This window comes from Paenibacillus suaedae (assembly GCF_032337355.1).
GTDB classification, from domain to species: Bacteria; Bacillota; Bacilli; order Paenibacillales; family Paenibacillaceae; genus Paenibacillus_B; species Paenibacillus_B suaedae.
In genome coordinates this window covers 300,135-326,288 of record NZ_JAVYAA010000003.1, presented here as the reverse complement: position 1 = coordinate 326,288, position 26,154 = coordinate 300,135, and the positions used below count along the sequence as shown (strand labels likewise).

At 42.0% G+C, this 26,154-nt stretch carries 25 protein-coding genes; 7 read left to right on the top strand and 18 right to left on the bottom strand.

Going from position 1 to position 26,154, the window contains the following annotated elements; translation table 11 throughout:
* Window positions 1-111: 111 nt before the first annotated feature.
* The 8 genes from RQP50_RS14860 to loaP form a co-directional block, all read right to left on the bottom strand.
* Window positions 112-2,436, bottom strand: a complete 2,325-nt coding sequence (locus tag RQP50_RS14860) for an ABC transporter permease (RefSeq protein WP_315746149.1) — start codon at window positions 2,434-2,436, stop codon at window positions 112-114.
* Window positions 2,437-2,438: 2 nt separating this feature from the next.
* On the bottom strand, window positions 2,439-3,143 hold the full coding sequence (locus RQP50_RS14855; RefSeq protein WP_072730871.1) for an ABC transporter ATP-binding protein: 705 nt from the start codon (window positions 3,141-3,143) through the stop codon (window positions 2,439-2,441).
* Window positions 3,144-3,381: 238 nt separating this feature from the next.
* Window positions 3,382-4,479, bottom strand: coding sequence for a dihydrolipoamide acetyltransferase family protein (locus tag RQP50_RS14850; RefSeq protein ID WP_072730870.1), 1,098 nt, complete (start codon window positions 4,477-4,479; stop codon window positions 3,382-3,384).
* A 6-nt stretch (window positions 4,480-4,485) separates the two neighbouring features.
* Window positions 4,486-5,478: an alpha-ketoacid dehydrogenase subunit beta gene (locus RQP50_RS14845; RefSeq protein ID WP_072730869.1), complete on the bottom strand. Its 993-nt coding sequence runs from the start codon at window positions 5,476-5,478 to the stop codon at window positions 4,486-4,488.
* Window positions 5,479-5,498: 20 nt separating this feature from the next.
* Entirely contained in the window at window positions 5,499-6,557 is a 1,059-nt protein-coding gene (gene pdhA / locus RQP50_RS14840) for a pyruvate dehydrogenase (acetyl-transferring) E1 component subunit alpha (RefSeq protein WP_139295409.1), read from the bottom strand.
* Window positions 6,558-6,646: 89 nt separating this feature from the next.
* Window positions 6,647-7,870, bottom strand: a complete 1,224-nt coding sequence (locus RQP50_RS14835) for a class-II aminoacyl-tRNA synthetase family protein (protein WP_315745868.1) — start codon at window positions 7,868-7,870, stop codon at window positions 6,647-6,649.
* A 31-nt stretch (window positions 7,871-7,901) separates the two neighbouring features.
* On the bottom strand, window positions 7,902-9,050 hold the full coding sequence (locus tag RQP50_RS14830; protein ID WP_315745867.1) for an acyl-CoA dehydrogenase family protein: 1,149 nt from the start codon (window positions 9,048-9,050) through the stop codon (window positions 7,902-7,904).
* Between the two features lie 45 nt (window positions 9,051-9,095).
* Entirely contained in the window at window positions 9,096-9,725 is a 630-nt protein-coding gene (gene loaP, locus RQP50_RS14825; protein ID WP_072730866.1) for an antiterminator LoaP, read from the bottom strand.
* A 948-nt stretch (window positions 9,726-10,673) separates the two neighbouring features.
* Here loaP and RQP50_RS14820 point away from each other — a divergent pair.
* The gene (locus tag RQP50_RS14820) at window positions 10,674-10,880 is read left to right on the top strand and encodes a hypothetical protein (RefSeq protein ID WP_072730865.1); all 207 of its coding nucleotides are present in this window, start codon (window positions 10,674-10,676) and stop codon (window positions 10,878-10,880) included.
* Between the two features lie 176 nt (window positions 10,881-11,056).
* Here RQP50_RS14820 and RQP50_RS14815 read toward each other — a convergent pair whose 3' ends face one another.
* The 4 genes from RQP50_RS14815 to RQP50_RS14800 all read right to left on the bottom strand — a co-directional run bounded on the left by RQP50_RS14815 (window position 11,057) and on the right by RQP50_RS14800 (window position 14,423).
* A complete protein-coding gene (locus RQP50_RS14815; RefSeq protein WP_315745866.1) occupies window positions 11,057-11,851 on the bottom strand; it encodes an SDR family NAD(P)-dependent oxidoreductase in 795 nt (264 codons plus the stop codon).
* A gap of 84 nt (window positions 11,852-11,935) precedes the next feature.
* Entirely contained in the window at window positions 11,936-12,898 is a 963-nt protein-coding gene (locus RQP50_RS14810; protein WP_315745865.1) for an LLM class oxidoreductase, read from the bottom strand.
* 46 nt (window positions 12,899-12,944) lie between these two features.
* Window positions 12,945-13,418 (bottom strand): tautomerase family protein, encoded by a 474-nt coding sequence (locus tag RQP50_RS14805; RefSeq protein ID WP_072730862.1) that lies wholly within the window; start codon window positions 13,416-13,418, stop codon window positions 12,945-12,947.
* 462 nt (window positions 13,419-13,880) lie between these two features.
* Window positions 13,881-14,423, bottom strand: coding sequence for an NADPH-dependent FMN reductase (locus RQP50_RS14800; protein WP_139295411.1), 543 nt, complete (start codon window positions 14,421-14,423; stop codon window positions 13,881-13,883).
* 258 nt (window positions 14,424-14,681) lie between these two features.
* On the opposite strand from RQP50_RS14800, the gene RQP50_RS14795 reads away from it, so the two are divergent.
* A complete protein-coding gene (locus RQP50_RS14795) occupies window positions 14,682-15,296 on the top strand; it encodes a diadenylate cyclase (protein ID WP_021260955.1) in 615 nt (204 codons plus the stop codon).
* 32 nt (window positions 15,297-15,328) lie between these two features.
* On the top strand, window positions 15,329-15,943 hold the full coding sequence (locus RQP50_RS14790; RefSeq protein ID WP_072730860.1) for a diadenylate cyclase: 615 nt from the start codon (window positions 15,329-15,331) through the stop codon (window positions 15,941-15,943).
* Window positions 15,944-15,964: 21 nt separating this feature from the next.
* Here RQP50_RS14790 and wrbA read toward each other — a convergent pair whose 3' ends face one another.
* Window positions 15,965-16,573, bottom strand: a complete 609-nt coding sequence (wrbA, locus tag RQP50_RS14785) for an NAD(P)H:quinone oxidoreductase (RefSeq protein ID WP_315745864.1) — start codon at window positions 16,571-16,573, stop codon at window positions 15,965-15,967.
* A gap of 217 nt (window positions 16,574-16,790) precedes the next feature.
* Window positions 16,791-18,242, bottom strand: coding sequence for a GMC family oxidoreductase (locus RQP50_RS14780; RefSeq protein ID WP_315745863.1), 1,452 nt, complete (start codon window positions 18,240-18,242; stop codon window positions 16,791-16,793).
* Between the two features lie 251 nt (window positions 18,243-18,493).
* Between RQP50_RS14780 and RQP50_RS14775 the strand changes: the two genes are divergently transcribed.
* The 4 genes from RQP50_RS14775 to RQP50_RS14760 all read left to right on the top strand — a co-directional run bounded on the left by RQP50_RS14775 (window position 18,494) and on the right by RQP50_RS14760 (window position 21,278).
* Window positions 18,494-19,438: a ring-cleaving dioxygenase gene (locus RQP50_RS14775; RefSeq protein WP_072730857.1), complete on the top strand. Its 945-nt coding sequence runs from the start codon at window positions 18,494-18,496 to the stop codon at window positions 19,436-19,438.
* Window positions 19,439-19,441: 3 nt separating this feature from the next.
* Window positions 19,442-20,056 (top strand): alpha/beta hydrolase, encoded by a 615-nt coding sequence (locus RQP50_RS14770; protein ID WP_072730856.1) that lies wholly within the window; start codon window positions 19,442-19,444, stop codon window positions 20,054-20,056.
* 4 nt (window positions 20,057-20,060) lie between these two features.
* The gene (locus tag RQP50_RS14765) at window positions 20,061-20,672 is read left to right on the top strand and encodes a flavin reductase family protein (protein WP_315745862.1); all 612 of its coding nucleotides are present in this window, start codon (window positions 20,061-20,063) and stop codon (window positions 20,670-20,672) included.
* 222 nt (window positions 20,673-20,894) lie between these two features.
* Window positions 20,895-21,278 (top strand): hypothetical protein, encoded by a 384-nt coding sequence (locus RQP50_RS14760; protein ID WP_021253760.1) that lies wholly within the window; start codon window positions 20,895-20,897, stop codon window positions 21,276-21,278.
* A 132-nt stretch (window positions 21,279-21,410) separates the two neighbouring features.
* Here the strand turns inward: RQP50_RS14760 and RQP50_RS14755 are convergent, their stop codons facing one another.
* From RQP50_RS14755 to RQP50_RS14740, 4 genes are all read right to left on the bottom strand, one after another.
* Window positions 21,411-22,649 (bottom strand): sensor histidine kinase, encoded by a 1,239-nt coding sequence (locus tag RQP50_RS14755; RefSeq protein WP_083545295.1) that lies wholly within the window; start codon window positions 22,647-22,649, stop codon window positions 21,411-21,413.
* Window position 22,650: 1 nt separating this feature from the next.
* A complete protein-coding gene (locus RQP50_RS14750) occupies window positions 22,651-23,346 on the bottom strand; it encodes a response regulator transcription factor (RefSeq protein WP_072730854.1) in 696 nt (231 codons plus the stop codon).
* 88 nt (window positions 23,347-23,434) lie between these two features.
* Window positions 23,435-25,417 (bottom strand): ABC transporter permease, encoded by a 1,983-nt coding sequence (locus tag RQP50_RS14745; RefSeq protein ID WP_315745861.1) that lies wholly within the window; start codon window positions 25,415-25,417, stop codon window positions 23,435-23,437.
* Window positions 25,418-25,434: 17 nt separating this feature from the next.
* A complete protein-coding gene (locus tag RQP50_RS14740; protein ID WP_072730852.1) occupies window positions 25,435-26,127 on the bottom strand; it encodes an ABC transporter ATP-binding protein in 693 nt (230 codons plus the stop codon).
* Window positions 26,128-26,154: the final 27 nt, after the last annotated feature.

The following is a 26,154-nucleotide window of genomic DNA, read 5'->3' as shown; positions in this document are numbered from 1 at the left end:
TTAAAGGATTCCTTTCTTGGCTTCTTGGTTGGTTTCTTAACGATCGAGAATCTCTTGCTGCATATAAAAAAACAGCCTACAGTTCTCAGAGAACGTAAGGCTGTTTTTTCACTACTCCACACTCTTCAACGATTCAATCATATTGATTCGTGATACTTTTCTCCGTAGCAGTAAGCTTGAAAGAATAGTAAGCACGAATGCAAGAATAACCGCTATCAGCATGACGAATAGGTTTAATTGATTCGGAATTTGCTGATGGGCACTGGACAACGCCTTCACGACAAGGGTATACATGTAGCCACTAATCGGTAACGCGATAATAACCGCAAAGGTGGTAAGGATAATATTCTCGAAGAAGATAAGCCGGTTTATTTTGGGCTTCGGATAGCCTAATACCTTTAATGTGGCCAGCTCACGATTTCGCTCATAAATGTTAATGGAGGATATCGTATAGATTGCGCCAAAAGAAAGTATGATGGCACTGATAATAAACATAATGAAAATAAAGCTATTTTGCTTCAAAATATATTGCGCGGATTTCTTCAAGTCTGCCTTATCCGCAATCGTATCTACCTGTTTATCTTGTTCGAAGAAATGACGAACGCTAGGAAGGTCTGAAGCGCTGCTTGATTCTACTACTAGCGACGTTGGTTTGTATTCGATGCCAAAGCTTTGCAAATACGATGGCGTAATATAGAACGAAGGGTTCGAAAACTGGGTGGATATTTGTACTACCTTCATTTCAACTGTTTTGTTGGCAAACTCTGGCGAAGTGAACTTGATTTGAATGCTATCCCCTTCTGCAATCTGATAGTTGTTGGCATACGATTGGGGTACCAGCACACCGTTATCGTTCAAAGCGATCGAATTGCCTTTTTCGTCGAAGAAGTGGATAAGACTGTTTTCTTTCTCTGTAACAATTAACGTAGCATTTTGTTTAGTGTCTCCTTTTATGAATTCCACGGAAAAGTTGGATAAATCATAACTGCTCTTAATGCCCGCGGGGAGTTTTATCGTCTTCGGGGCACTTTCTTTCGTGTAATCGACTCTTAAATCATAGGTGTTCACCTTTTCAATTTGGTCGGCAACCTTTTGCAAAGATGTCATTGTACCAAAAGCTGTAATTAACAATACCGTACTCACCACCACGCCAACTGAGCTGGCGATTGCTTTTGGTTTATTTAAAAATATATTTCTCAAGATGAGCTTGTAGTTATAAGAAATATTACTCCAGATACCTGGAATTCTTTCGACGAGCAGCTTCTTCATCTTCTTAGGTGGTTTGGGGCGCATTGCCTGAGCTGCACATTCTCGAAGGATGGCTCTGCCGCTTAAGTAACAGGACAGGATTCCGAACGCGCTAGAGACAAGAATGGGAGGAATCACGGAAGTTAAGGACATAGAGAAGGCAATGTCAGGCAGCGAGTAGGCCTTAGCATTAGATGCCTTAACTAATGGAATAAATATACTTGAAGCAGCAATGCAGCCTAGAATGGAGCCTATAATCCCTACAAGTACCGGGTAGCCCATGTAATGGAGCATGATGTTTCGGTTTTTTATACCCAGCGCCTTCATGATACCTACTTGATTTCGCTGCGAATCAATAATTCGCGTCATGGTGAGGAATAGAATAATCGCTTCGATAATAAAGAGAACGAGCGGGATGACCTTGCTCATTAAGTTATTGTTATGAATGGTTTGCTTCAGTTGGGAATAGCCGAATGTGCGCTCTTTACTGACTTGGTTCACATAGGTCAGTTCTGTGGATTGCGCTTTAATGGTTTGGCCCAATTGGTCAATATCGTAACCTTCCTTCGCATCAACCAAGATTTCATTATAGGTTAAACTGCCTGCAATTCGTGGAATAGCAGCTTCTGCTATATAGGCCACTCCAGAGGATTTATGATCTTGAATTTCGTTCTTTTTCACATACTCCACGTTTTCGCCCAAGCCGCTAATGGTGAATGTCATCGGATTGTCATTCACGCTGAGATGAATTTGAGAACCGACTTGGTACTTATGCTCTTTAGCATAATGGGAATCGAGCAAGACCTCATCCGCTCCTGACGGAATTCGGCCCTCAATGACTGTAGGTGTGTTAATTTCATTATTAGCGGGAATCGAGTGAATTTTGATTGCAGCCTTCAAATTTTCAAAAACTTGTGTTGCATCCAAGGTGTACCGTGCTTCGATTTTGTTAATCCCCTGGTTTTCGCTTAAATTTGTGACATCCTGCTTAGATATGTGATCGTAGTAAACATTCAAATCGCTTAAATTATGTGCCGTATAGTAAGCCTTCGTATAATCGCTAAGATTACCGCTTAACGTGAACAAGCCTGCATAGAAAAAAGCGCCCACTGCGATAACCAACACAAACGCGAGAAATTGTCCGATCGATTGTTTGATATCTCTGAGTAATTTTAGAAATAACTTCATCATTACCACTCGATCCCTTCAACATTCTGTTTGTCCTGATTGATCGTCACGCTCTCGATCATCCCGCTCTTTACCTTTATTATTTTGTCCGCCATAGGAGCAATTGCAGAGTTATGCGTGACCAAGACCACGCACTTCTTCGTTTCCTTGTTCAAATCTTGAAGAAGCTTTAACACGGCTTTGCCTGTCACATAATCTAATGCCCCAGTCGGCTCATCACACAGTAAGAGCAACGGATTCTTCGCAACGGCTCGCGCGATCGCTACGCGTTGTTGTTCTCCTCCAGATAGTTGGGAAGGAAAGTTTTTGATGCGGTCTTTTAATCCAACCTTGGATAACACATCTTTTGCATCCAGATGGTTTTTACATACTTCCGTGGCAAATTCAACATTTTCTAGCGCATTCAAATTCGGAATTAAGTTATAAAATTGAAATACAAAGCCAACCTTCTCGGCACGGTAATCAGTTAATTTTTTCTCGCTCAACTTCGTGATTTCTTGATTGCCAACAAGCACTTGTCCAGTAGAAGCCGTATCCATGCCGCCAAGGATATTCAGAATCGTACTTTTTCCGGCGCCGCTGGCACCTAGAACAACAACGAACTCCCCTTCTGCTATGGAAAAATCAACACCAGCCAAAGCCTTGATCGGTACTTCCCCTACTTTATATTCTTTTGTTACGTTTCTGAATTCGATCAGATTTTTCACTCTTCTTACATCTCCTCATAGCATATTTTTGAATTTGGGTTTGACTCGCTTCCCAATTTCCTAGGGAGATGGAAAAAGTCAAACTACATTTCGTTCCTATTCCAGATGTCAGCGATATTCGGTAAGTTAATCAAGTGAGGCACCCTTAGGTCTCTTTTGCAAATGTATGTAAATGAATGTCTTGGATGTTGGATTGGATGGGAAAGTATTCTAATTCAAGGGTGTCATTCCATAAATATTATTCGTTTAATGAGGAATTAGACGTTACGCTGTGAAAATGGAGTTCATCCAAATATATTTCATATTGACTCTCTAGATTAGCCTTAAAGGTATTGATGAATCGGAGTCCGTCTGCACCATCAAAGAAACGATGATCGAACGTTAACGTAATCGGAAGCATTTTTCTAACGACAATCTCGTCATTCTCGGTGACAACTGCTTTTTTATCCGCACGATATAAGGCAACAATAGCAACTTGGGGATAAAAAATAATTGGCGTTGCGAAGCCTCCCCCTATTGCTCCCACATTACTAATTGTAATTGTTCCCTCTCGTGAATCTGTAAATAACAATTTTCTTGACCTTGCTCTCTCGATGAGATCATTAATCTCGTCAGCCAATGCATCAACTGGTTTTTCATTCACCTGTTTAATATTAGGAATAACGACTCCGTCGTTCGTGTCCACCGCAATCCCAATGTTATGAGCTGGAAAGAGCTTCAATGAACCGTTATGCTCATGAGCGTTAAACAACGGATATTGGCCTAGCGTTAGAGATAATGCTTTCAAAAAGATTGGTGTCAATGTGAAGCGTACGCCATGATTCATCTGTAATCTTTGCTTATGCATGAGCAGATTTGTAATATCCGCCTCTGCATAAACCGTTACATGAGGAATGGTTTGCACTGATTTGGTAACAATATTCGCTATTTCCTTGCGCATGGAGGTCATTGTTACAATCGAATCATCGTGCGAATTGTCCACGACTACGTTCGGATAGGCACCTAGGTTGATGCCAAAATCATTCCATGCAGCCTTCTTTCCCTTCGTCGCGTCCATTGTTAACCACTCGAAATTTACTGCGTCTGACGCTGCCCCCTTCCCGTGATCAATGACAATGATTACATCGTTAACTGTGACGACATCTCCAGGATGATAAGGCAGTTTGTCAATTACCCCTGCAACCGGTGAAGGAAGCACAGTTGTCACCTTATCCGTCTGGACTTCTACAAGCGGCTGATCCTCAACGACGTGTTCTCCTTCTTTGACGAGATAGGCTACAATATATCCTTCAAAAAGTCCTTCACCAAGTTCCGGAAAATAAAATTCATACTTCATAACGGCTCACCTCTCCAGTGAAACTAGCATTTGTTCGATTTCATGAACAATTCTGTCGGTAGACGGCAGATAATAATCTTCGATTGAAAATTGAGGGATGGGAACGTCGAATCCCGTGATTCGCTTTACTGGAGATTTCAAATTACTGAACATTCGCTCCTGGATCACAGCGACAAGTTCTGCTCCTACACCACCTGTCAATGGAGCCTCGTGTACGATCACGGCCCGCTGCGTTTTTCTTACGGATTCCTGAATCGTCTCGATATCAAACGGATACAAGGTACGAAGATCCACAATTTCCAGACGAATGCCGTGGGACTTCTCAAGCAGCTCCGCCGCTTGAACCACATTCCAAACCATGGAGCCCCAAGAGATAACTGTGATATCTGTTCCTTCTTTCATAACGTTCGCCTTACCAAGTGGAACCGAATATCGATGCTGTGGTACAGGATGACGCACGCTGCGATAAATTTTCATAGGCTCTAGAAAAATGACGGGATCATTGCCTTCTGCCGCAGCAATAAGAAGACCTTTGGCATCATAGGGGTTGCTAGGTATGACGACTTTTAACCCTGGTGATTGGAAAAAAAGAGACTCAATGCTCTCCGAATGCAGCTCAGGAGCACGTACCCCAGCCCCAAAGGGAGCTCTTATGATTAACGGAACTTCATATTTGCCTTGTGTCCGCATACGCAGTCTTGAGAGATGTGACAAGATTTGTTCTAAGGCAGGATAGATAAATCCCAAAAATTCGATTTCGACAATGGGTTTAAGACCATTCAACGCCAAACCAATTCCACAACCTACTATACCGGCTTCAGACAAAGGAGTGTCTACTACGCGCTGATCACCATACTTATGAAACAAGTTTTCGGTCACACGGAAGACACCGCCATTTTTACCGATATCTTGTCCTAGGAGAAGTACCTTGTCATCTTCGGCCAATAACAAATCCAAGGTCTCATTTATTGCCTGAACGAGATTCAAGTCCCTCTGCATATCCAGTCCCTCCGTGAAATCTATTGATGATGCTCTTGCATAAAGCGATTGAAACTGCTCTCCTGCTCTTGAATATTCCACGGTTTATTGGAAAGCACGTGATTAAACATGATTGCTGGATCCGATTTTGGAATTGTGAGTGCATATTGAATGCCATCATTCACTAATCGTTCCGCTTCTGTAGCAACTTTTTCTTGTACATCTTGATCCAGTACACCCTGTCTGCGCAAATATACTTCTAAACGCAGTATTGGATCTCGTGATTTCCATGACTCACTTTCCTCAGTGCTTCGATAGCGGCTTGGGTCATCAGCAGTCGTGTGAGGACCATATCGATACGTTACCGCTTCTATTAGAGTAGGCCCCTTACCGCTTCTTGCAGCTTCCAAGGCGTTTTTGGTCGCAACATACACAGCAAATACATCATTACCGTCAACCCGAACATTCTCCATTTGATAAGCGATTGCTTTTTGCGCTATGGTTTCACTGGCAGTTTGACGGGAGAACGGAACACTAATTGCATAGCCATTGTTTTGGCAGAAAAACACTACTGGCGCTTTGAAGACAGAGGCCATATTCAATCCTTCATGAAAATCCCCTTCTGAGGTTGCTCCATCGCCAAAGTAAACAAGAGAGCAAGCACGTTCATTCTTATATTTACTAGCCCAGGCAGCCCCCGCTGCCTGGGGAATCTGTGTCGCAATCGGGACATAAGGAGGAAGGATATTTCGGTTATCGGGTGGGACACACCCCTCAATTCTACCCATCCAATACCAAATGATTTTTACCATCTCATATCCGAAGGTCAGCATCGCTGCATGATCTCGATAGGTAGGAAACATCCAATCCTGCTCCATCAGAGCCATAGCGCTTCCAACTTGACTTGCCTCCTGCCCTTCGAACGCAGCATAAGTACCGATTTGGCCCTTTCGCTGCATGTTCACCAGCTTCCGATCAAATACCCGATTTAATACAAGAAGCTTGTACATCTCTATGGCCAATTTCTCGTTGATTACCATATTGCCAATTCGTAATGTGCCATCGAGTTCTAAGATTTGAAATAGACGCTGTTGCTCCATCCAATCCCCCATAATTATAAAATTTTAAAAACAGCTTTGATAGGTTGCTTCATCACAGGCAAGCAGTCGAAGGTTCATCGTGGCGCAATTTATTCAGCGAGAAGAGCTTCTGGACATGCATTCGATAGAATCTTTGCCCAATGTTTCTCATCCAAACCGTGTTGGCAAATAAACGCATATGCTAATCTTTCTATACCGAAACCAACACATCCAGTTGAAACCCAATCTTCTTCACCACGTTTAATGTTAAATTGCTCACCAAAGAAGTGATCGTGAAAATTAAAAGAGGCTGCTGCAATGGTTCGATCGCTTGCAACCTTTAATCGGAGCTCGTATTTGAGTTCTTGCATTCTTTGATTAAATATTTTCGCCGCCGTATCATGGCTGCAGAAGAATGGATCACTAGCGATCTCGCAGTGTCCTTCCAATCCTAATCTTTGAAACAGAGAAAACGATGCTTCCATAAATTTTTGTCGGCTATCCAACACGAAATCTCTGGATCCCATAAACACAATTTCACGTATCGAAAAGTCCCATAGTCTTTCTAAGGTGCGATGATACCTAGATTCATAACGGAACGATTTTCCGATAGCTGTAACGACACGATTTTGGGTTTCAGCATGCTGCGTATTTTGGAATTGATGAAAGGTGTGGTAACACATGGTTGGAGGCAAGCAGTAGTCGACATTTTGACAGTAGGGAAGTAAATAGGAATCGAGTTTGTCGTGAGATTTGTACTCATCGAGGAAATCTTGATAATTATCAATATCATTATGAAGCCTCGTAACAAACATTAAGAAATGTGGGAACGAATTGAAATATCCGCATTTCTCTAAGGCTTTTGCCGAAATTAATGTTGGATAGCGGTATTCGGTTGCTCCAAATTGAGATATCGTCATCTCTTTAATCAATCGATCTAAGGAGTCCATTAAGAGGATCAGCTTATCTCCAAAGCATACCTGGCCTTCACCCATCTCATAAACCATTTGGTTTTCAAGCAATTTATCAAATACATCATCCTGAAAGTTCGTCCCGCTTTTATTGGATTCCCAAACAACTCGTGGTGGTATCACCATTTGAAGCAAAATTTCGTTTTCGATCACAGAGATAAGTTTATTTTTAATTTCAACTGGGTCGGTTCCTGGCGAGAGGCTGACCTCAATGCCATCAATCGTACTCTCACCTTTAATCAGTTGAAATTGCTGGATGTTGGCAGAGACGAAAAATATCCGTCTTTCTAACTCCTCGGCGTGGTTAATGGAGATTGGTTTATCAAGTAGAATGCAATGACTATTATTCATCGTAATACCCATTCCTTTCTTCTATTCTGATTGATTTTTCAAATCAGTTTTTTAATAGATGAAATGCATCCTGTGCAATTAAGACCTGCTGAATCTGGGTGCTTCCTTCTACAACCTCCATAATCTTGGCATCCCTCATATATCGCTCAACAGGGTAGTTACGGCTGCAACCGTTCGCTCCGTGTATTTGAACCGCATCCTTCGCCGCCTTAAAGGCATGGACAGAAGAAAAATATTTGGCCAACGAAGTAGCAAAGGTAGCGGTTACCTCATTCTTGTCCCATAACTGGCCTGCTCGGAAGCAGAGGTGCCTTGCAGCGATCGTATTGGTCACCATATCAGCAATCATTTGTTGAATCAATTGATGCTCTTTCAAATAGTGATCAAATTGTTTTCTGTCCATTACATAGTCTAAGCTCGCATTCAAACAAGCTTGAGCTAAGCCAACGGCTCCCCAAGCTGTGCTATACCGTCCATGAGTTAAGCCGTTATTAGCAACAAGTGATAGCCCGAAGCCGACATTACCAACCAAGTTATCGGTCGGCACTCTGCATTCTTCAAAACGCAATTCAGCTAACATGGATCCTTTGAATCCTAACATGCCAGTTATCGGAAGGATGGTTAGGCCCGGTGTATTTCGTTCAACTAATAAGGCTACGGCTTGTCCCTCACATTGTGCAAATACCAAAAAGACATCCGCTCTTTGTGCGAAGGTGATCCAGTTTTTTTGTCCTGTTATAACGTACTCTTCTCCCACTCGTTGAGCTTTCGTTTGAAGGTTTTTGATATCACTTCCGATTTGGGACTCTGTAATCGCAAATGCAGCCATGAGCTCGCCTGAACTCATCCGTGGCAGCCAGTACTGCTTCTGCTCTTGGGAGCCCCACCGTAGAATAGAGGAAGTGACCATCCCTTGAACACCAATGATATTCCGTAAATTTGCACAACCGCGACCAATCTCTTCATTCCATAACCCGTAAGTAATGTAGTCCATGTTAGCCCCATCGTATGCAGCAGGGATCGGTGCTCCCCAGTACCCTTTCTCCATTATCTTCTGAAGCACGGAATTGGGCACACATTCCTCTTGATCAATATGCGCTGCTACGGGTACGACTTCAGAATCAACAAAAGCTTTAAATTCCTCTTGCTTCTCTTTTTGTTGCTTCGTAAGTTCAAGATTTTCGATAAACAAAATATTACCCCTCTTCTTTTTAGTGATGGAGTCTATCGCCTTTCGTTAACCCAAATTTTCATTAACCTCTCCCATGTCATGTCTATCCGGCATCAAGATTTCAATTCCTACATCAATCAAGCGCTCACCACCCGAAAAACTAATCGTAATTTGTGCTCTTCTTTTTCTCTTGTCAATTTTTTTGATCATCCCTTCTAAGCCATATAACGGCCCAGATTGAACACATACCTTGGAGTCTTCTACAATAACGTTCGAATACTCGATAATATTTTCATGATTGATGAGCTGCAGGATCTGTCTGATTTCGCCCTCATCTATTTCGTTGAAAAAATCGTCGCAATTATTGTCTGGATGTCCCACTTCTAAAAATGGTTCCATTGACTTCTGTGCCCTTCGATTAACTTTGTCTAGCATAAACGTTGAATTGCGAAGCAATCGATAGTACTTCGGTATTTTTTTTAGCTCATAATACATGGTCGGAGTCATCTTCGTATGAATCAATAGATAGCCAGGAAATAATGTTTTGACGACACTGTAAAATTCCCCATCTCTTTTTTCAGGAACTAGCCGTTTCGGAACACATGAATACAAATCTGCTTGGCCGAATTGTGACTTCAAGCATTTCTGAACAATGTCTTCACTGCCCGTTTCCACAAAAAGCGCATACCATCCCATACTATTTCTCCTTTTGACGGCATAATTCAGATTCTGTCCGGATTTGAAATTCAATGATTAACCCGTGAACTATTTTTTATGTAAACCTGTTTACTGCGCTTATGTATCGTTATCGTAGAACAAAAAAAGGATCAGGAATTCATAAGTCGCTCCTCATCCATGTCTGCAATATTTTATTAATCCATCAATTTTACTCTAAAGGCATAGCTTCGCCACTAATCTATCTTCTTTAAAAAAATAGACTATTGCCTACGAGAACTATGTACACTAAGAAAAATTAACGTGCCTAAACAACGATTAATCTTTACAGAGTGATTGTAGTAAATCTTGTGTACGCTTAATACGTGTCTTTTTCCCTTTTCATCGTCTCATTTTTGCCAAACCCTGTCGTTTCATCAAACGCTTCGACGACAAATTCGACACATAAAGCGACCTTTCTTTGTTATCTATGGTTATATTTAGACATTATACCCTCTTAATGATCTTGTGTAAATATATAGGAGATGACTGAAGTGCGCAATTGAAAACGCTTACTTCAAGCAACTCGAGTTTTGGATTTTCACACTTATTTGCCAAGAAAAGGGTGTCTCGTTTTCATAGTAAAGGGGCTTAAGGAAATCGTCAAGTTCCTAATTTTATCTCTTAATCAGGAACGCTCACGGTATTAACCTTGTTAAGGCAGATAAAATAATGACTTAAGATCTAATGATAATTCTTCATAGCCAACCGATCATCATGCCTCACATGTGAAATGAGTAAGGGGAACCATGACTGATGAAGGACACCGGGTTCAAGAAATTAAGGAAAATGACCCAATCCAAAATGGATACATTATTTTAATTGCGTAAATCATTATGGTGTATTTACTAATTACTGGATGAGTGATATCATTTCCCATGGCAATAAATAACTGAATTTATAACAGAGAAATAGATTGAGGAGGAGACAATGTTGAATGTATCCGCTGCGCTTCGTTCACATACATCCTTGTCTAGAACATTATTTATTGTATATTCCATTTTGACGATTATTTTTTACTACAGTTATGGAATGCTTGACTATTTCCGACTTAATCATTCGCTAGAGCTCGATACTGCCATCCAGTATGAAAAATGGTCATCTACTTTCGTGGCACTAAGTTTGGACAACCGTTGATCATAGTCACTGTATTGATTATTACAGATGTGATCGCAATGTGGTTCCGAAACAAAGAAATGACGTAATCGATAAACAACCCCAAGACTCGTATGCCGTGACGGCATGAATCTTAGGGTTACTCGTTAAGAGTCTAAGCTATGTTCTTCGTGCGAAGTACCCGCATTGCACTAATACTAAAATACACTTCGTACTAATCCCCCATCGATTCTCAACGCAGAACCATTAATGGCTGAAGAAAGAGGACTACTTAGGAACGTTACAAAATGTGCGATTTCTTCTGGTCGAATAAGCCGCTGAATGATAGAGGTTGGCCGATTTTCCTTCATAAACCGCAATTCAGCTTCTTCCATGGTCAATTTCTCATTGGGATAAAGGCTGTTTAACATCGTTTCCACGCCTTCCGTCAGAGTGGAACCTGGCATAATCGTGTTGACAGTTACATTTGTTCCTTTCGTCAGCTCAGATAAACTACGTGAAAGCGAGAGCTGCATCGTCTTCGTCGCGCTATAATGAGCCATTTCTAGAGATGGCATAATGGCTGCTTCACTAGCAACAAATATAACTCTTCCTTCCTTCTTTTGAATCATTTGATTTAAGTACCATCGAGTAAGCCGAACACCACTCATAATGTTGACCTCAAACATCTTAAACCAGTCTCCATCAGGGATATCAAAATACTCTTTTGGCTCAAAAATCCCAAGGTTGTTAATAAGAATATCAACCTCTGGGTATTCCTCTATAGCTTTTTGGCATCCTTCGTCTGAGCCTAAATCAGAAACTAATGACTGTAAGACAGCATCAGGGGCCTGTTCTTGTATTTCTTTGATTGTTTGTTTAACCTTATCCTCACGGCGTCCATTAATAATGACAGTAACGCCTTCAATTGCTAATGACGTAGCAATTGCCTTACCAATACCTGCTGTAGATCCTGTAACTAGCGCAGTCTTCCCTCTCAAATTCAGAAACATATGGAATCCCTCCAACGTTGAATGTTGTTAAAGAAAGAGTGGAAACGGATATGAACTCCAACAACTCCACTCCCCTGTATTTTCTTATTTTTGCTTGATTGCTGGGAAATGAGGCAGAATCTCTTTGCCTAGCTCATGAATGACTTCTTCAGCCGGTCTTCTACTGTCGAATAATGCAAAGAAAAGATGATTTACGCCAATTTCTTTATAGATGTTCAGTAGTTCCACTAATCGATTCCGCCCTACACGGAACCCCAGACGAATTGGGGTAGGCATTTCATTAGGATTCTCTGACAAATCCAAATGCATGGGCTGCGTAAATGGTTTGAAGACTCCAGGATGGTACTGTTCCACAAGTTCTCTCCACTGTCGGATAGCCTCCGCTTGAAGATGCGGGCTTCGTGGATAATACATCCATCCGTCGCCATTTTTCGCAAACCAGTCCATCGATTGCTGCGCGAACCCTGTAATCATCGTTGGAATTCGCTTTGTCGGTTTCGGAACTAAATTACTCCCCTGAATGACCCCTAATGAAGATCGAATAGAGGGATATTCTTCGTATAACACTTTATTTAGATAATGAAATGCTTCAACGAATCGATCTCCCCGATTATCATGATTCACGTTTAAACCGTGAAAATCAGCTCTCCGATCTCCAGATGAAACGCCCATAATCAAGCGCTCTGGAAATAATCGGTCGATCGTTGCGATTTCCTTAGCTACTCGTAAGGGATGACGTAAAGAAAGGACAATCGCCGATGTTCCTAAGGCGATTTCTTTCGTCTGGCTTGCCAAATAGGTTAAATAAATGAGCATATCATAGATTTGACCTACTGCTGGATCACCAAACGAAGGATCTTCTAATAATACATCTCGAAGCCATAGACTGGTAAAACCATAATGCTCGGCTAATTGCGATAACTCCACTTGCTTTTCCATTGTCGGTGTCCCGAACTGATAATTTTCTAATGGAATGTGGAAGCCTAATGTCAACTCCCCTTCTTTATACATCCGATTATAGCTATGGTGATTGGAAAATAGATTCATGAAGTGCTCCTTTCTACTTGCAAAATGGATATGGGATGCATCGTTTTTAACATGTTCGACTTTTGGAAAGAAAGTCTTTATCTGCTCCCGTTACACCACTTTGTCCCCAGTTTCCTGGAATCATTTCACGAATGACGATAAGTACTTTATCGATAGGTGCATGAGTCAATGTAGATGTGACTTGTGTAAGTTGGTTTACCCACTTATCTTTTGTATCTTGATCAAATGTATTCCAAATATCAATCGTGATAATAGCCATTCCATCTATGTTACTATCCAGCGTATGATAAGACTCTTTTGTGTCCCAATTGACCACCCTGCTCTGCTCAGCAAAGGCAGCATCGCTTGCTACTGCCCCGGCTTTTCCCCAGTTTTCTTTCTCAAGTTCAGTGATTAATACTTGAATTTTATCAGGGACAATCTGTAATAATGTTGTTGTAAGTTCGGTTACGGTATAAATAAATTCCTTTTTTTCTTCTGTTGACATGGTTGGCCAAGTTTTAAGCTCAATGAATGGCATAGAATCCTATCCTCCTCTATTAATAAATATGTCCTACGGAGTCAGTGATAACACGGCCTCAAGGTTTGAAGATGTCCACAACATGTATTATAAGCAGTATGTTTTACGATGGTAAGTACGCACTTTTAAGTTATATAGGCACCTAAAAGTAACATTTGCGATTGGTCGCTCTATTTTGAATCGAATGTAAACGAAGAAGAAAAAAAGAAATCCTGCATAGATGGTCGTCAGATGCAACGCAAAAACACCTCCAAGGTTGCTTCATATCTTGCGATACAAGAACATTCCCTTGAAGGTGTTTTGGTTTCGTCTCCGCTTCCTTATTTCATGCTATTCACTAATGAGAAAGGCAGCGAAATAGCTCCAATTCCAGTAAGTGCGTATAGTTGCTTTACATTTCTTAATTTAATGCAGCAATTTCCAAGGATATTTGCCTGATCATTTACTTATCTGTAAATGTGATTAACGAATTGTATATAAAGCTTTGGACCAAGGGATCAATTGGTCTAACATTTGATTAACAGAATCGGCTTGGACTGCTTTTGGTTTGAAATCAGTACCATTTTCAAAATCTGTAAATAGCGACAATGCTGGATGTACACGTACATCTGCAATCAATAGCTCACCCATAATACCGCGCAGATGCTCGGCTGCTCGTGCACCACCTACAGAGCCATAAGATACAATACCCGCAGCTTTGTTATTCCATTCTACACGTAGATAATCCAGTGCATTTTTGAGAGCACCTGTAATGGAATGATTGTACTCTTGTACGATGAATACAAATCCATCTTGTTTCGCAATCACTTCAGACCACGCTTGTGCACCAGAAGCATCTTGCCCTGGTTCACCTAGTAAAGGTAATTTGTAATCTGCAATATCAATAACTGTATAGTTCGCATCTCCCCGTTGATCTGCAATGTCTTTGACCCATTTTGCCACCTGCGGGCTTACACGACCTTCACGTGTTGATCCTATAATGATTCCGATATTTAATTCTGCCATTGCTTTTTCCTCCTTATTTTTTGAAGTAAAGAACTTGGTTAAAAACTTCATCCTTACTCTCACCTTTCAAAAATCCAAAAATATTTGAATTCGAATATCTTGATTTCGAGATGTATAGTAACATGATGATTCTTTTTTCGTCAACTTTTCTGCGCTGGGAAATAATTCAGAACATTAATATGTAAGATCACTTGGATGAATGAAATCACTCATAATTTAAAAGGGAATGGAAACAATATGATGTAAAGGAGGTTGCGTATGGAAAGTAATTGCGATTTATTTTCTCCTCAGCAGACTGATGTATATAATCAATTTCAACAGCTGTCCACGAAGATTAAGAGCATGTTGGCGTGCATGGATCAGGAAGATATCGATATTCTAAAAAATCTGAAGTTGCTCTCTAAAATATGTTCTGATACGGGAAAGCTGGTTTCCGCCTATCATTTGAGTCGACTTCTTCATCCCTATACAACGCAATGCAATGAAATTTTCAAAGCCATTAAGCTGCTGAGCGATCAACGGAAAGGTGCCCTTATTATCATTGAAAGAGAAGATAATATAAACGATTTGATCACCGTTGGCACTCCTCTATCCGCAGAGATCTCAAGTACGCTGTTAGTTTCCATTTTCCATACAGGGAGTCCGCTGCACGACGGTGCTGTCTTAATTCAGAAGGATACTATTGTCTCAGCGGCAAATGTACTACCGCTAACCCGGAAATTATACAAGACCAAGCTCGGTACTAGGCATCGCGCAGCGATTGGATTATCCGAAAATACAGATGCTCTAACCTTCATCGTATCTGAGGAAACAGGTGCGAAATCATTTACCTTTAACGGCTCGCTGTATGGATTCGAAATCCCTGACGAGTGAACTTAATCACCATTAGGAGTGCAATGTTAAATATGAAAAAACACAGTATCCATGATGATTTCTCGCAGCTCCGGATCGAAATGAACGAAAAGCTAACGGAAATCGAAAAAAAGGTGAATCAAAATATCGCCACTCTCAGTCATAATGATATTGGCATCATCGACATTGTCCAAAAGTTGTCTAGAGAACTGCTTGAATTGGAAACGACTGCCTCGACATACTTACTTAATCGTATGTTGTCCAAGTATACGAAATGCAGTACTGAATTATCTCTGGCCATACATAAACTTAGCCGAAAACGCCAAGAAGCTCTCATTGTAATAGAGGCTGACGACCCTGTAGCCCCGTTTATAAACGGGGGGATACCCATTAATGCGGTAATTACAAGTCAACTATTAGAATCTATATTTCAACCTGATAGTTTGCTTCAAGAAGGAGCTGTTCTCATTCAATCTGATTTGATTGTTTCCGCTTCCAACACCTTGCCATTAACTGAGCAAATTTTTTGGGATCGAGCAGCAGATATCCGGGAGTTATCAGCAATCGGCTTGTCAGAAAAGTGTGATGCATTGATTATATTAATCACGAACGGCGGTACAACCTATTTCTCATTGGAAGGCAATCTTTTTCCTTTCTCAGCTTCCTGAACAGCAACGGACAGAGTCATACTAATTACTGCCTGCTACGATCCATTTTGCGACGTCTACGGTACGTTTGGCTTGATGTTTTACTGCAGCCTGAACATCCTCTACCATTTTACCGTTTTGTACAGTTACGCTTGTCCCATAAGGATTTCCCCCGGCTGTAAAAAGGGATGGATCCGTATACCCTGGAGAAACTATAATGGCACCCCAGTGATACATAGCGGTATAGATTCCCAGAATGGTTTGCTCCTGCCCGCCATGGGGATTTTGGGCTGAAGCCATCGCGCTAACCACCTTATTAACTAACTTGCCATGGAACCATAACTTCCCGGTAGTATCTAAAAACTGTTTCAATTGTCCGGGCATTGTGCCATAACGTGTCGGCACGCTAAAAATAAGGGCATCCGCCCATTCAAGATCTTGAAGAGTTACGACGGGTACATCCTTCACATGATCAACATGTTCTTTCCACGCAGGATTCTCCAGTATTGTTTCTTCAGGGGCCAATTCCGGAACTTGTAATAGTCTTACTTCCGCCCCCTGCTCCTTGCCGCCTTCCGCAGCCCATTGAGCCAAGCGATAATTCGTTCCTGTCATGCTGTAAAAAATAACTGCAAGTTTAACTGCACCCATCCTACTTGCTCCTATTCTTCATTTTGAATCATCATTTACTTCAAAACAAACTTACTATGAGTTTCGCCTCCTGATTCATGTTTCATACGTCCTCTTCCATCTGTGGCGGGATAGGTTCAGGTGAATCTCTGGAAAAGTATTTTATCCTGGGAGGTTCATTATTAAGTCGCTGTACAAATGCATGGAAACCATGAACGCTCCCAAGTAAAAACTACCCTTACCTATTCGTACGCACAATATGATCGGCTGTTCGAAATGCTAATGCAACCGTAGAATTTGTCGGGTTCGCTGCAGCAAGAACGGGTATCACGCTATTATCAGCGACGTAGAGACCGGTAACTCCATGAATTTCTCCATAACGGTTAGTCGCCGATGTAGCCGGGTCAGTTCCCATTCGGCAAGTACAAGATTCATGAACATCGCTACTTGGCGGAAATAAGGTAGGCTCCCCATCTAAGGTTACTCCCATTGCATTTGCGGATCGAGCAATGCCATCACGCATTTGCTGAATCACTGCATAATCTTTGTTGCTATAAGAAAAATCAACTTGGTTCAAAGGCACGCCGTATTCATCTTGACGGTTTGGATCTAAATAAACTCTATTCTCTGGCCGCGACTCCACTAAACCAAAGGCAGCATATACGATACTCAGTTGATCCGGGAGCACTTTATCCTCGAATTGCTGGTATGAGAAAAATTGATTAGGACCTAAGATTTGGATTTGATACGGGGATTCTCTTGTTTCACGTTTCAAGATTGCCAGGTTGCCAAGATTATCAGAAAACTCCCGACGGCTTATTTTCCCCGTACCCAATACAAATGAATGATTGGTTAAATAACGTCCGATTGCTGCTCCTTGTATCCCTGAATTGAGCAAAATGCGAGGCGTTTCCAACGTGCTTGCAGAAATGACAATATTTTTTGCTCGAATGGTATGCGTTTTTTTATCTGGAGATATTACATTGACGCCGGCTGCATTGCCATTTTCGTGGAGTACGCGGGTAGTATAGGCATCCAATGCTAGATCAAATGGTTTGCTATTCAGGGCGTAAGCAAGAAAATGAATGGAGCTGAACCATGCATTAGAATGAATTTCCCCCATACGTGGGCCTGACATATCAATGGCAAGAGGCATATCAGTTGCCTCTAGTACTCCACCTGCATGCAGCCGGTTCAAGAGAATCCTTTGCATAGTAGAGCCATCGGCATAAGATGTAGTGCAATGCAATACACGTTCTGCAGTCCTAAAATATGCGTCTAATTCTGCTGGATGAATAGGCCAAGATTGAAGTTGAAACTCTGCGGGTCGAGGACAAGCAGCATTCCAAAACAATGTTCTCCCGCCGAGAGCAAACGTTAACCTAGCTCCTGAAAATTCCGGAAGCCGCTCCCCGATAGGAGTAGAATTATCGGGCCATAATTGATCACGCATACGGTCGACATTCATGGTGGGGATATTTAATGCATGCGAATGAAATAGTTTATTCCCTTTTTCAAGAATCCCAATTCGCTTTGCCCCTTGGTTTTTCCATAACTCGCATAATCTATATAGCATCGCTCCCCCACCTGCGCCACTCCCCACAATAAGCACGTCATATTCTGTATTGGCCATTTCATCGAGCGATTTGGTAGGTATCCAATTATTAGGGTACACCCACATATGGATCATTCCTCTCCATCTTAGAGTCCACACCATTTTATTACCCGCTTCTTGTCTCATATTCCAAATTCAATAAGCATTCTGCTCCCTTTATTTTAATATCTTGATTTCGAGATAATTTATGTTATACTAACTTTTATAAAGCAGCTTATCATTAATTATTATTAGAAAAGGAGAGCAGCGTTCCAATACGAAGGTCTTCTAAATTGAAAATGAGGTTATGGGAAACAATAAAAATAAATGCAAAAGGAGCAATTATCATGGAGAAACATACAACAGGTATTCACCACATCACGGCATTTGCTAGAAACGCGCAAGAAAACATCGATTTTTATGCAGGGATACTAGGTATTCGTCTTGTAAAAAAGACAGTGAATTTCGATGCTCCTGAGGTGTATCATTTTTATTTCGGGAATGAAAACGGAAGTCCCGGAACGATTATGACATTTTTCCCTTGGGAAACGGGACGGAAAGGCCGTGTCGGAGGCGGACAAGTGGGAGTGACTTCGTTCGTCGTGCCTACGGGCTCCATGCACTTCTGGGAGGCGCGGTTGCAACATTTCGGTGTGCAAACAACCCGAACAAACAGATTTGGCGAACAATACTTGCAATTCTCGGATCATGACGGGCTGCAGCTCGAAATCGTGGCACGAGAGGATGGTCCGAATAGCAAATGGTCTTTTGGAGGAATCCCGGTGGATAAGGCCATTAAAGGGTTCGGAGGTGCTATATTATATAGTACTCAACCGAAGGCAACCTCTGAATTGCTTGAGAACGTGATGGGACTCGAAAAGATAGGAGAAGAAGGAGACTGGATGCGCTTCAAAGGGAGCGCCGATCTTGGCAATGTAATCGACATTAATATCGCACCAATGGAACGCGGGTCGGGCGGATACGGTACCGTGCACCATATCGCATGGCGCGCCACAGACTTTGCGGATCATGAGGAATGGAGAGAGCATGTTGCGCAATCCGGATATCACCCAACTCCGGTCATCGATCGTCAATATTTCAATGCGATCTATTTCCGCGAGCAGGGAGAAATCTTATTCGAGATTGCTACTGATCCTCCAGGATTCACCCGTGACGAGACATTTGAGGGACTGGGTACGAATTTGAAGCTGCCTGCACAATATGAACCGCACCGTGCACAAATCGAGAAGCTCCTGCCACCTATCCAGGTACGTGAATTGGAGGGGAAATAAATCATGCAGCATATTTTCCAAAAAGGCACGGATCCTTCGAAGCCTACACTCGTCCTGCTCCACGGTACCGGCGGAACTGAGCATGATTTGCTTCCGGTAGCGCAAATCGTATCGCCGGAGTCATCAGTACTGAGCGTTAGAGGGAATGTACTTGAGCACGGCATGCCCCGCTTTTTCCGCAGATTAAGCGAAGGCGTTTTTGATGAAGAGGATCTGATCGTTAGAACCAATGAGCTGAATGAATTTCTGAATGAAGCAGCGTCCAAATATGAGCTTGATCGCAACAACTTCATTGCAGTCGGTTACTCCAATGGGGCCAATATAGCTGGAAGCCTCTTATTTCACCACCAAGGTTCCCTAAGAGGAGCAATACTGCATCACCCTATGGTTCCGCGTCGCGGGCTGAAACTGCCCGACCTGTCCGGTACGCCTGTATTTATCGGTGCAGGAACGAACGATCCGATTTGCGCACCGCAAGAGACGGAAGAACTGCAGACGCTGTTAACCCAAGCAGGTGCACATGTAACCGTACATTGGGAGCAGCAAGGCCATCAATTAACGCATTCTGAGGTTCATGCAGCCTCATCTTGGTTGCAAAGCCATATTAATCAGGGGTGAGCCCATGTTAACCATTTATCCGGAGGAGCAAACCGAGCGGGATAATTATAAACTGCTCATCGGCAGTATCCTCCCGAGACCAATTGCTTTCATCACAACATTGTCAGTTGAAGGCGTATTAAATGCCGCACCTTATAGCTATTTCAATATCATTTCTGCCGATCCGCCCATGATTTCTGTATCCGTTCAAAGGAAAAATGGCGTTCGCAAAGATACTTCTAGAAATATGATGGAAACAGGTTCGTTTGTTGTTCATATATCGGATGAGGATTACATCGAGGCAATCAATCTAACCGCGGCCAATCTTCCGCCTGATGAGAGCGAAGTGGACTTCGCTCAACTTACTTCCATCCCAAGCACCATAATTAAGGTTCCAGGGATTGCCGAAGCCAAAATCCGCATGGAATGTACGTTAGAGCAATCTCTTGCTCTTGGCGGAACGCCTTCGTCTCCAGCATGTGATCTCATTATCGGGAGAGTCGTGTGCTTTCACATTGCGGAAGAATTGGTTGAGGGCGGGCGTATCGATGCACAACGATTAAAGCCTGTGAGCCGACTAGCCGGTAACAACTACTCGAAGCTAGGTGAAATCTTTAGCATTGATCGACCCAATTAATTGATAGTTTTGAGTTCGCAATCCTACAAATCAATGAATCACAATATCTTTAATCATAGTAAAGGCTGCCAATCATTTTGGCAGCCTTTCTTCACGTATTGATATTTTTTCATTTCCTACAAAAAAAATCGGAATTTAGTGTTTACAAGAATCCGATGTTGAGTTATATTTAACATAACTTCCAGATATTACTTGCAAAACTATCAGAGGAGTTGAATCCGTTTGAAGAAATTGCTTATGTCATTATCAGTACTGGTCGCCCTGGCTACAGCAGCACCTGCATATGCTTCCACTGCACCTGTCGATGCTGTCAAGCCTGAGGTTCAACAAACACAGAAGTTCGTTAAGTACTTTGCACTTCGTCCCAATGAACTGAGCTCACTGGAAGGGATCTATTTGAAGAAAGGCCAACAGCTTACGGTCTATGCACAAGGGAGCTATTCGTACTTTTCGGTATATGACTCGAGCAATCATCTCGGGACATTTTTCAACAGCAATGTAGGAAGAATTTTCACTGCGACTGAAGACGGGTATCTGTATTTGCAGTTTGCGGCACCTTCCACCTATACAATCAACCACATCACGGCTACTTATTTCATTAATTGACCTTAGGTTGATATAATACCGACCACATTTCTTGCAAAAACAAGAAATGGATCTGCTAGAAATGAAGACAGCGGCAGTTATGGACATAATTAGTCCACGGCTGTCGCTGTTTTTGTGGTTAAGAAGTGAACATTAGTATTTCATGAACGTAACCATAAATTTCGTATACTCGTATCTCACACTTTCCACCTTAATCAAGGCTTGATGCGCTTCGATAATAGATTTGGCTAAGGCCAAGCCAATCCCTACCGAATCATGCTTTTTGGAGCCTTTAGCTTTGTAGAATCGTTCAAAAATATGCGGCAATTCCTCAGCAGCAATCCCTTCTCCGAAGTCTTGAATCACGAGCTCTGTATAAATCGGTGTATCTTCAATTGCAATCTTAATCTTCTCACCCGGTTCGGAGTGTTCTATCGCATTCTTCAGCAGATTCAATAATGCTTCCTGCATCCATACTTTATCGTGAACAACGACTACTTCCTCCGGGGTATGCCAATCAATCGATATATGCTGATTGATAATCATGCTCTGTAAGCGATCTAGAGCATCCTCAATGGTCTCTACTAAATTGGCCGGTTCTTTCTCAAATGAAATAGCTCTTGCATCGATTTTTGCTACCTTCAACAAATTGTGAATCAAGACATTCATTCTTGAGATTTGCACATCATTATTTCCCAACAGTTGAACTTGCTGCTGGCGCGGCAAGCCTTCATTCATCATCATCTCGTTGTAGATGGATATGGTGGAAAGCGGCGTTTTTAATTGATGAGATATATCCTGCAGCATTTGTACTAGAAATGCTCTCTCTTCACGTAAATCCTGCATGCTTTTGCGAATAATATCTTTCATCGAACGAAAGGAAACTGCCAGTTTGGCGAGATCCCCTTCTTTGTTTTCATTGATGACAACCGAGTAATCCCCCTCGATGATTTTTTTGGCTGCCGAGGTAAGCTGTCTAATTTTATGGAAGATCATCTTGTGCTGCATGTAGCTTGCCAGAAGGAGCATACAACCGAAACACACCAATCCCCAATACATAAATTGATTATGGCGATCAATATGGTTATTTAGCAGCGGAAAAAGCTGCGATTCCAGACCCTCATATAATCCATACTGCCTTAAGATCTCTCTTCCTTTTTCCTGATAAGGAATGGAATCAGTCGAATGGCCCGTTAAGACCTTCATAATTACTGCTTCATTTTCAGGGTTTTGCTCAATCAATCTTGCAGTTATTCCCCCCCAAGATGCCACTGAATCGCTTTTCATTTGATTGTAGAACAATTGTTGTGCAATCACTTGATAACCTGTAAATAGCATGAACAGAACGGCTAGTATCACTATGTAGCGTTTCAACTCGGTAATTTTCATCATCTTACTCTCTATTCACATCCTTGCTCCAACGATAGCCCAATCCTCTTTGCGTCACAATGAACTGCGGATTTTTGGGATCACCCTCAACTTTGTCTCGTAAACGTCGAATGTATACGGATAGCGTATTTTCATCAAAGAAAACCTCATCTCCTTCTGTTATGTTTGACAGGAGTTCATCTCTCTTCAATGCTTTGTGCGCGTTCATCATGAACGTTAGCAGGAGCTTATATTCTAAATTCGTTACTGGTAGGCTGTCATGATTTTTGTACACCTTGACGAGGTTCATATCGATTTTGATATTTTCTGACGTTAAGATCGTTGAAGAAGCCCCAAGACGCGCTTGCTTGCGCAATTGCACTTTCACCCTGGACATCAGTTCCTTCACGCGAAAGGGCTTCGTAATGTAATCATCCCCTCCAATATCCAGTCCCATGACCACATTCGCTTCTTCATCAAGGGCGGTTAAGAAAATTACCGATGTATCACTGTGTTTTTTGAAATGCATACATAAATCATATCCATTTCCATCTGGTAGGCCGATATCTAGAATAATTAAATCAAAAGGTTGACGATCAAACTCTTGCTTCGCTTCTTTGACACTAGAGGCTTTGACTACCTCATACCCCTCATTTTTTAATGAAAATTCGATGGCTAGTCCAAGAGCTTCGTCATCTTCAACAAGCAGTATTGTACTCAACGTATGGCCCTCCTTCTCCTCTTTCTATTTCTGCCATAGGCCAACAAATCAGAATAGCCTGACTATACACATAGCCAGGCCCTTCGTATTATTCTTCCCTGATCACATCAATAATATTATCCTTTTGGATTTTTCGCAGCGGAATCAGAACCGATACATAACTGATGAACAAAGCGGCAGCAAATGTAAGGAGACAAGCCGCATAAGGGATCGTCCATTCAAGCTTCTTGATACCGGAAACAGCCACATATAATATATAAGAAAGTATACAACCGAAGAAGATCCCTTGTAAACTTCCGGACACGCCATATATGAGCGCTTCATAGATAATCATTTTTTTCAGATCTTTTTGCGACATGCCTATGGATTTTAATGCAGCCAGTTCTTTGCGCCTGATGATAATGCTGATTGTAATCGTATTGATGATATTCACACTGCCGATCAGAGAAATAACCGCAATAAAACCATATACGAGCACTTTAATCACAAGCTCTGATTCTTTCCTTGTTTTATTCTCGTCCAGCTGATTAACGATTGTAATCGAGTGATTGGTTCCAACGCTCTGCTGGATGTCCGCAACAGTCGCGCTAGATTGATCCACATCCTTCAAGTTGATTCGAAAACTAGCGTCCTGTTGGCTAACTTCAGATACATTACTAAGCGACTTCAACTGCTCCATAACTTGTTGTCTTGCTGATGTCTTACCATGTATATCATCTTGCAGATAGATGGTTAGATCCGATTTCGTGGACTCATTGTTCACGTATTTGGTTGCAAATGCAATATCCATAATCGACGAAAACGTAATAAACAATACACTGCTAATAATGATGGATAAGATGGTAATGGTATATCGATTTTTATTTCTCTTCACATTTTTTAGGGCCAGGCTCAATGGAAAAGACACTGGCTTTTTCAGCACCGTATTTTTTTGTTTCTTGATCGATTCTTTCCTTATGGATAACCTGCTGCTGATTGCCAGCAAGGGAGATATTCTGCCTGCAAAAAAAGCAGGATAATAGCTGGACGCCAGCACCGCTGTCAGGGGAATGAGCGAACTGATCAATATGATCGACCAATCGATATGAAAGAACGAGACGCTTGCACCCGTTTCTAATAACAGGTAGAAAATGAACTGTAGAGCTGCAAGTGCCAGGATGCTGCATACAATCCCAATCGGAATGGCGATAACAGCCAGCACAGCTGCTTCCCTCATGACGATGTGTCGAATCTGCTTGCGCGTCGCGCCGATGCTTCGGAGCAATCCGAACTGTTTCATCCGCTCAACGACACTAATTTGAAAAGCGTTATAGATGACGACAGCTGTCGCGACCACAACGATACTGATGACGATGACGAGCACAGCCAAAATTGAGCGATCCGACTGTGGCTTCAACACTCTGATCAATTCTTCATTGATAACCACATACTCATTGTCAGTGAATGATTTGATCTCGTCCAAAACTTCATTAAAGTTCGCGTTATGGTTGATTGTAATTAATATTTGGCCTTCTCCGATGGCAAAATCATGCTTATAGGTTAATAAGCGGCCAACTTTACTTTTCTGTGTAAACTCGCGATTGTCGAGCAACCCAACAAGTTTATAGGTTTCTCCATCCAATTGAAATGAATCACCGAGCTTAAGATTTTTATTAATATAAGGAAGAGTCCATGAATCTACAGCCGCCTCATGCTCATTTGCAGGTAATTGGCCATCCAGAAGGCTATAGGGTAAAAACTCCATTGCACGTTGATCGGCGAAATTCATTTGTACCGAAACGTCTCCAACTGGGATGGTTTTGCCCTGAGACATCAATCCATACGATTCGATTTGGGGATTATATCTGATCTTATTCAGTATCGCTTCATCGTAATTGGATATGCCGACATGAAACGAAAACCCATTTAGCTTTTTGATGTTTTCAATTTGGGAGAGCTGTGATCCCTTCATAAACAGACCGATCGTGGAAATTAACGCTACTGAGAGTACGATTCCGACCAAGGTCAAGATGGTTCGCTTGATATTCCCTTTTAAATACCGGCTGCTAAGTTGTTTGTAACTGCTGATCAACTTCATCCTCCCCCAGTCTATGCCTTATTCGCAGCTAGCTGTTGATCTGAAATAATACTGCCGTCTTCGATCGTAATGACCCGGTCGGAAGCCGAAGCAATCGATAAATCATGCGTAATCAACACAATGGTTTGATTGTATTTCTTCGCTGTCAAACGTAATAAATCCATGACTTCCTTTGTATTTTTCGTATCTAGGTTGCCTGTGGGCTCATCGGCCAGAATCAAATGTGGACGATTGATAAGCGCCCTGCCGATGGAGACCCGTTGCTGCTGGCCGCCAGATAGTTCGGATGGCAGATGAGTCTTCCGTTCCTGAAGCCCTAAGGTTTCAATAATTTCATCGAGATACGTCGTATCTACCTGTTCATTATCTAATATCATAGGCAACGCGATATTTTCCTGGACATTCAATACCGGAATCAAGTTAAAGAATTGAAAAATAAACCCGACCTTCCTTCTTCTGAATATCGAAAGCTCATCGTCCGAATAACCGTAAATACTATTTTCCCCGATGAATACTTGTCCTGAGGTCGGCCGATCCAATCCTCCTAATATATGCAGCAGTGTGCTTTTCCCCGAGCCGGACACACCTACGATGGAGACAAATTCTCCTTGCTGAATCGAAAGGTTAATCCCTTTTAACGCGTCTACCCTGCTATTGCCTTCGCCATAGCTCTTCACTACATTTTCCATGCGTACAACTTCCATACTGTCACCCACTTATCATGTAAAGTT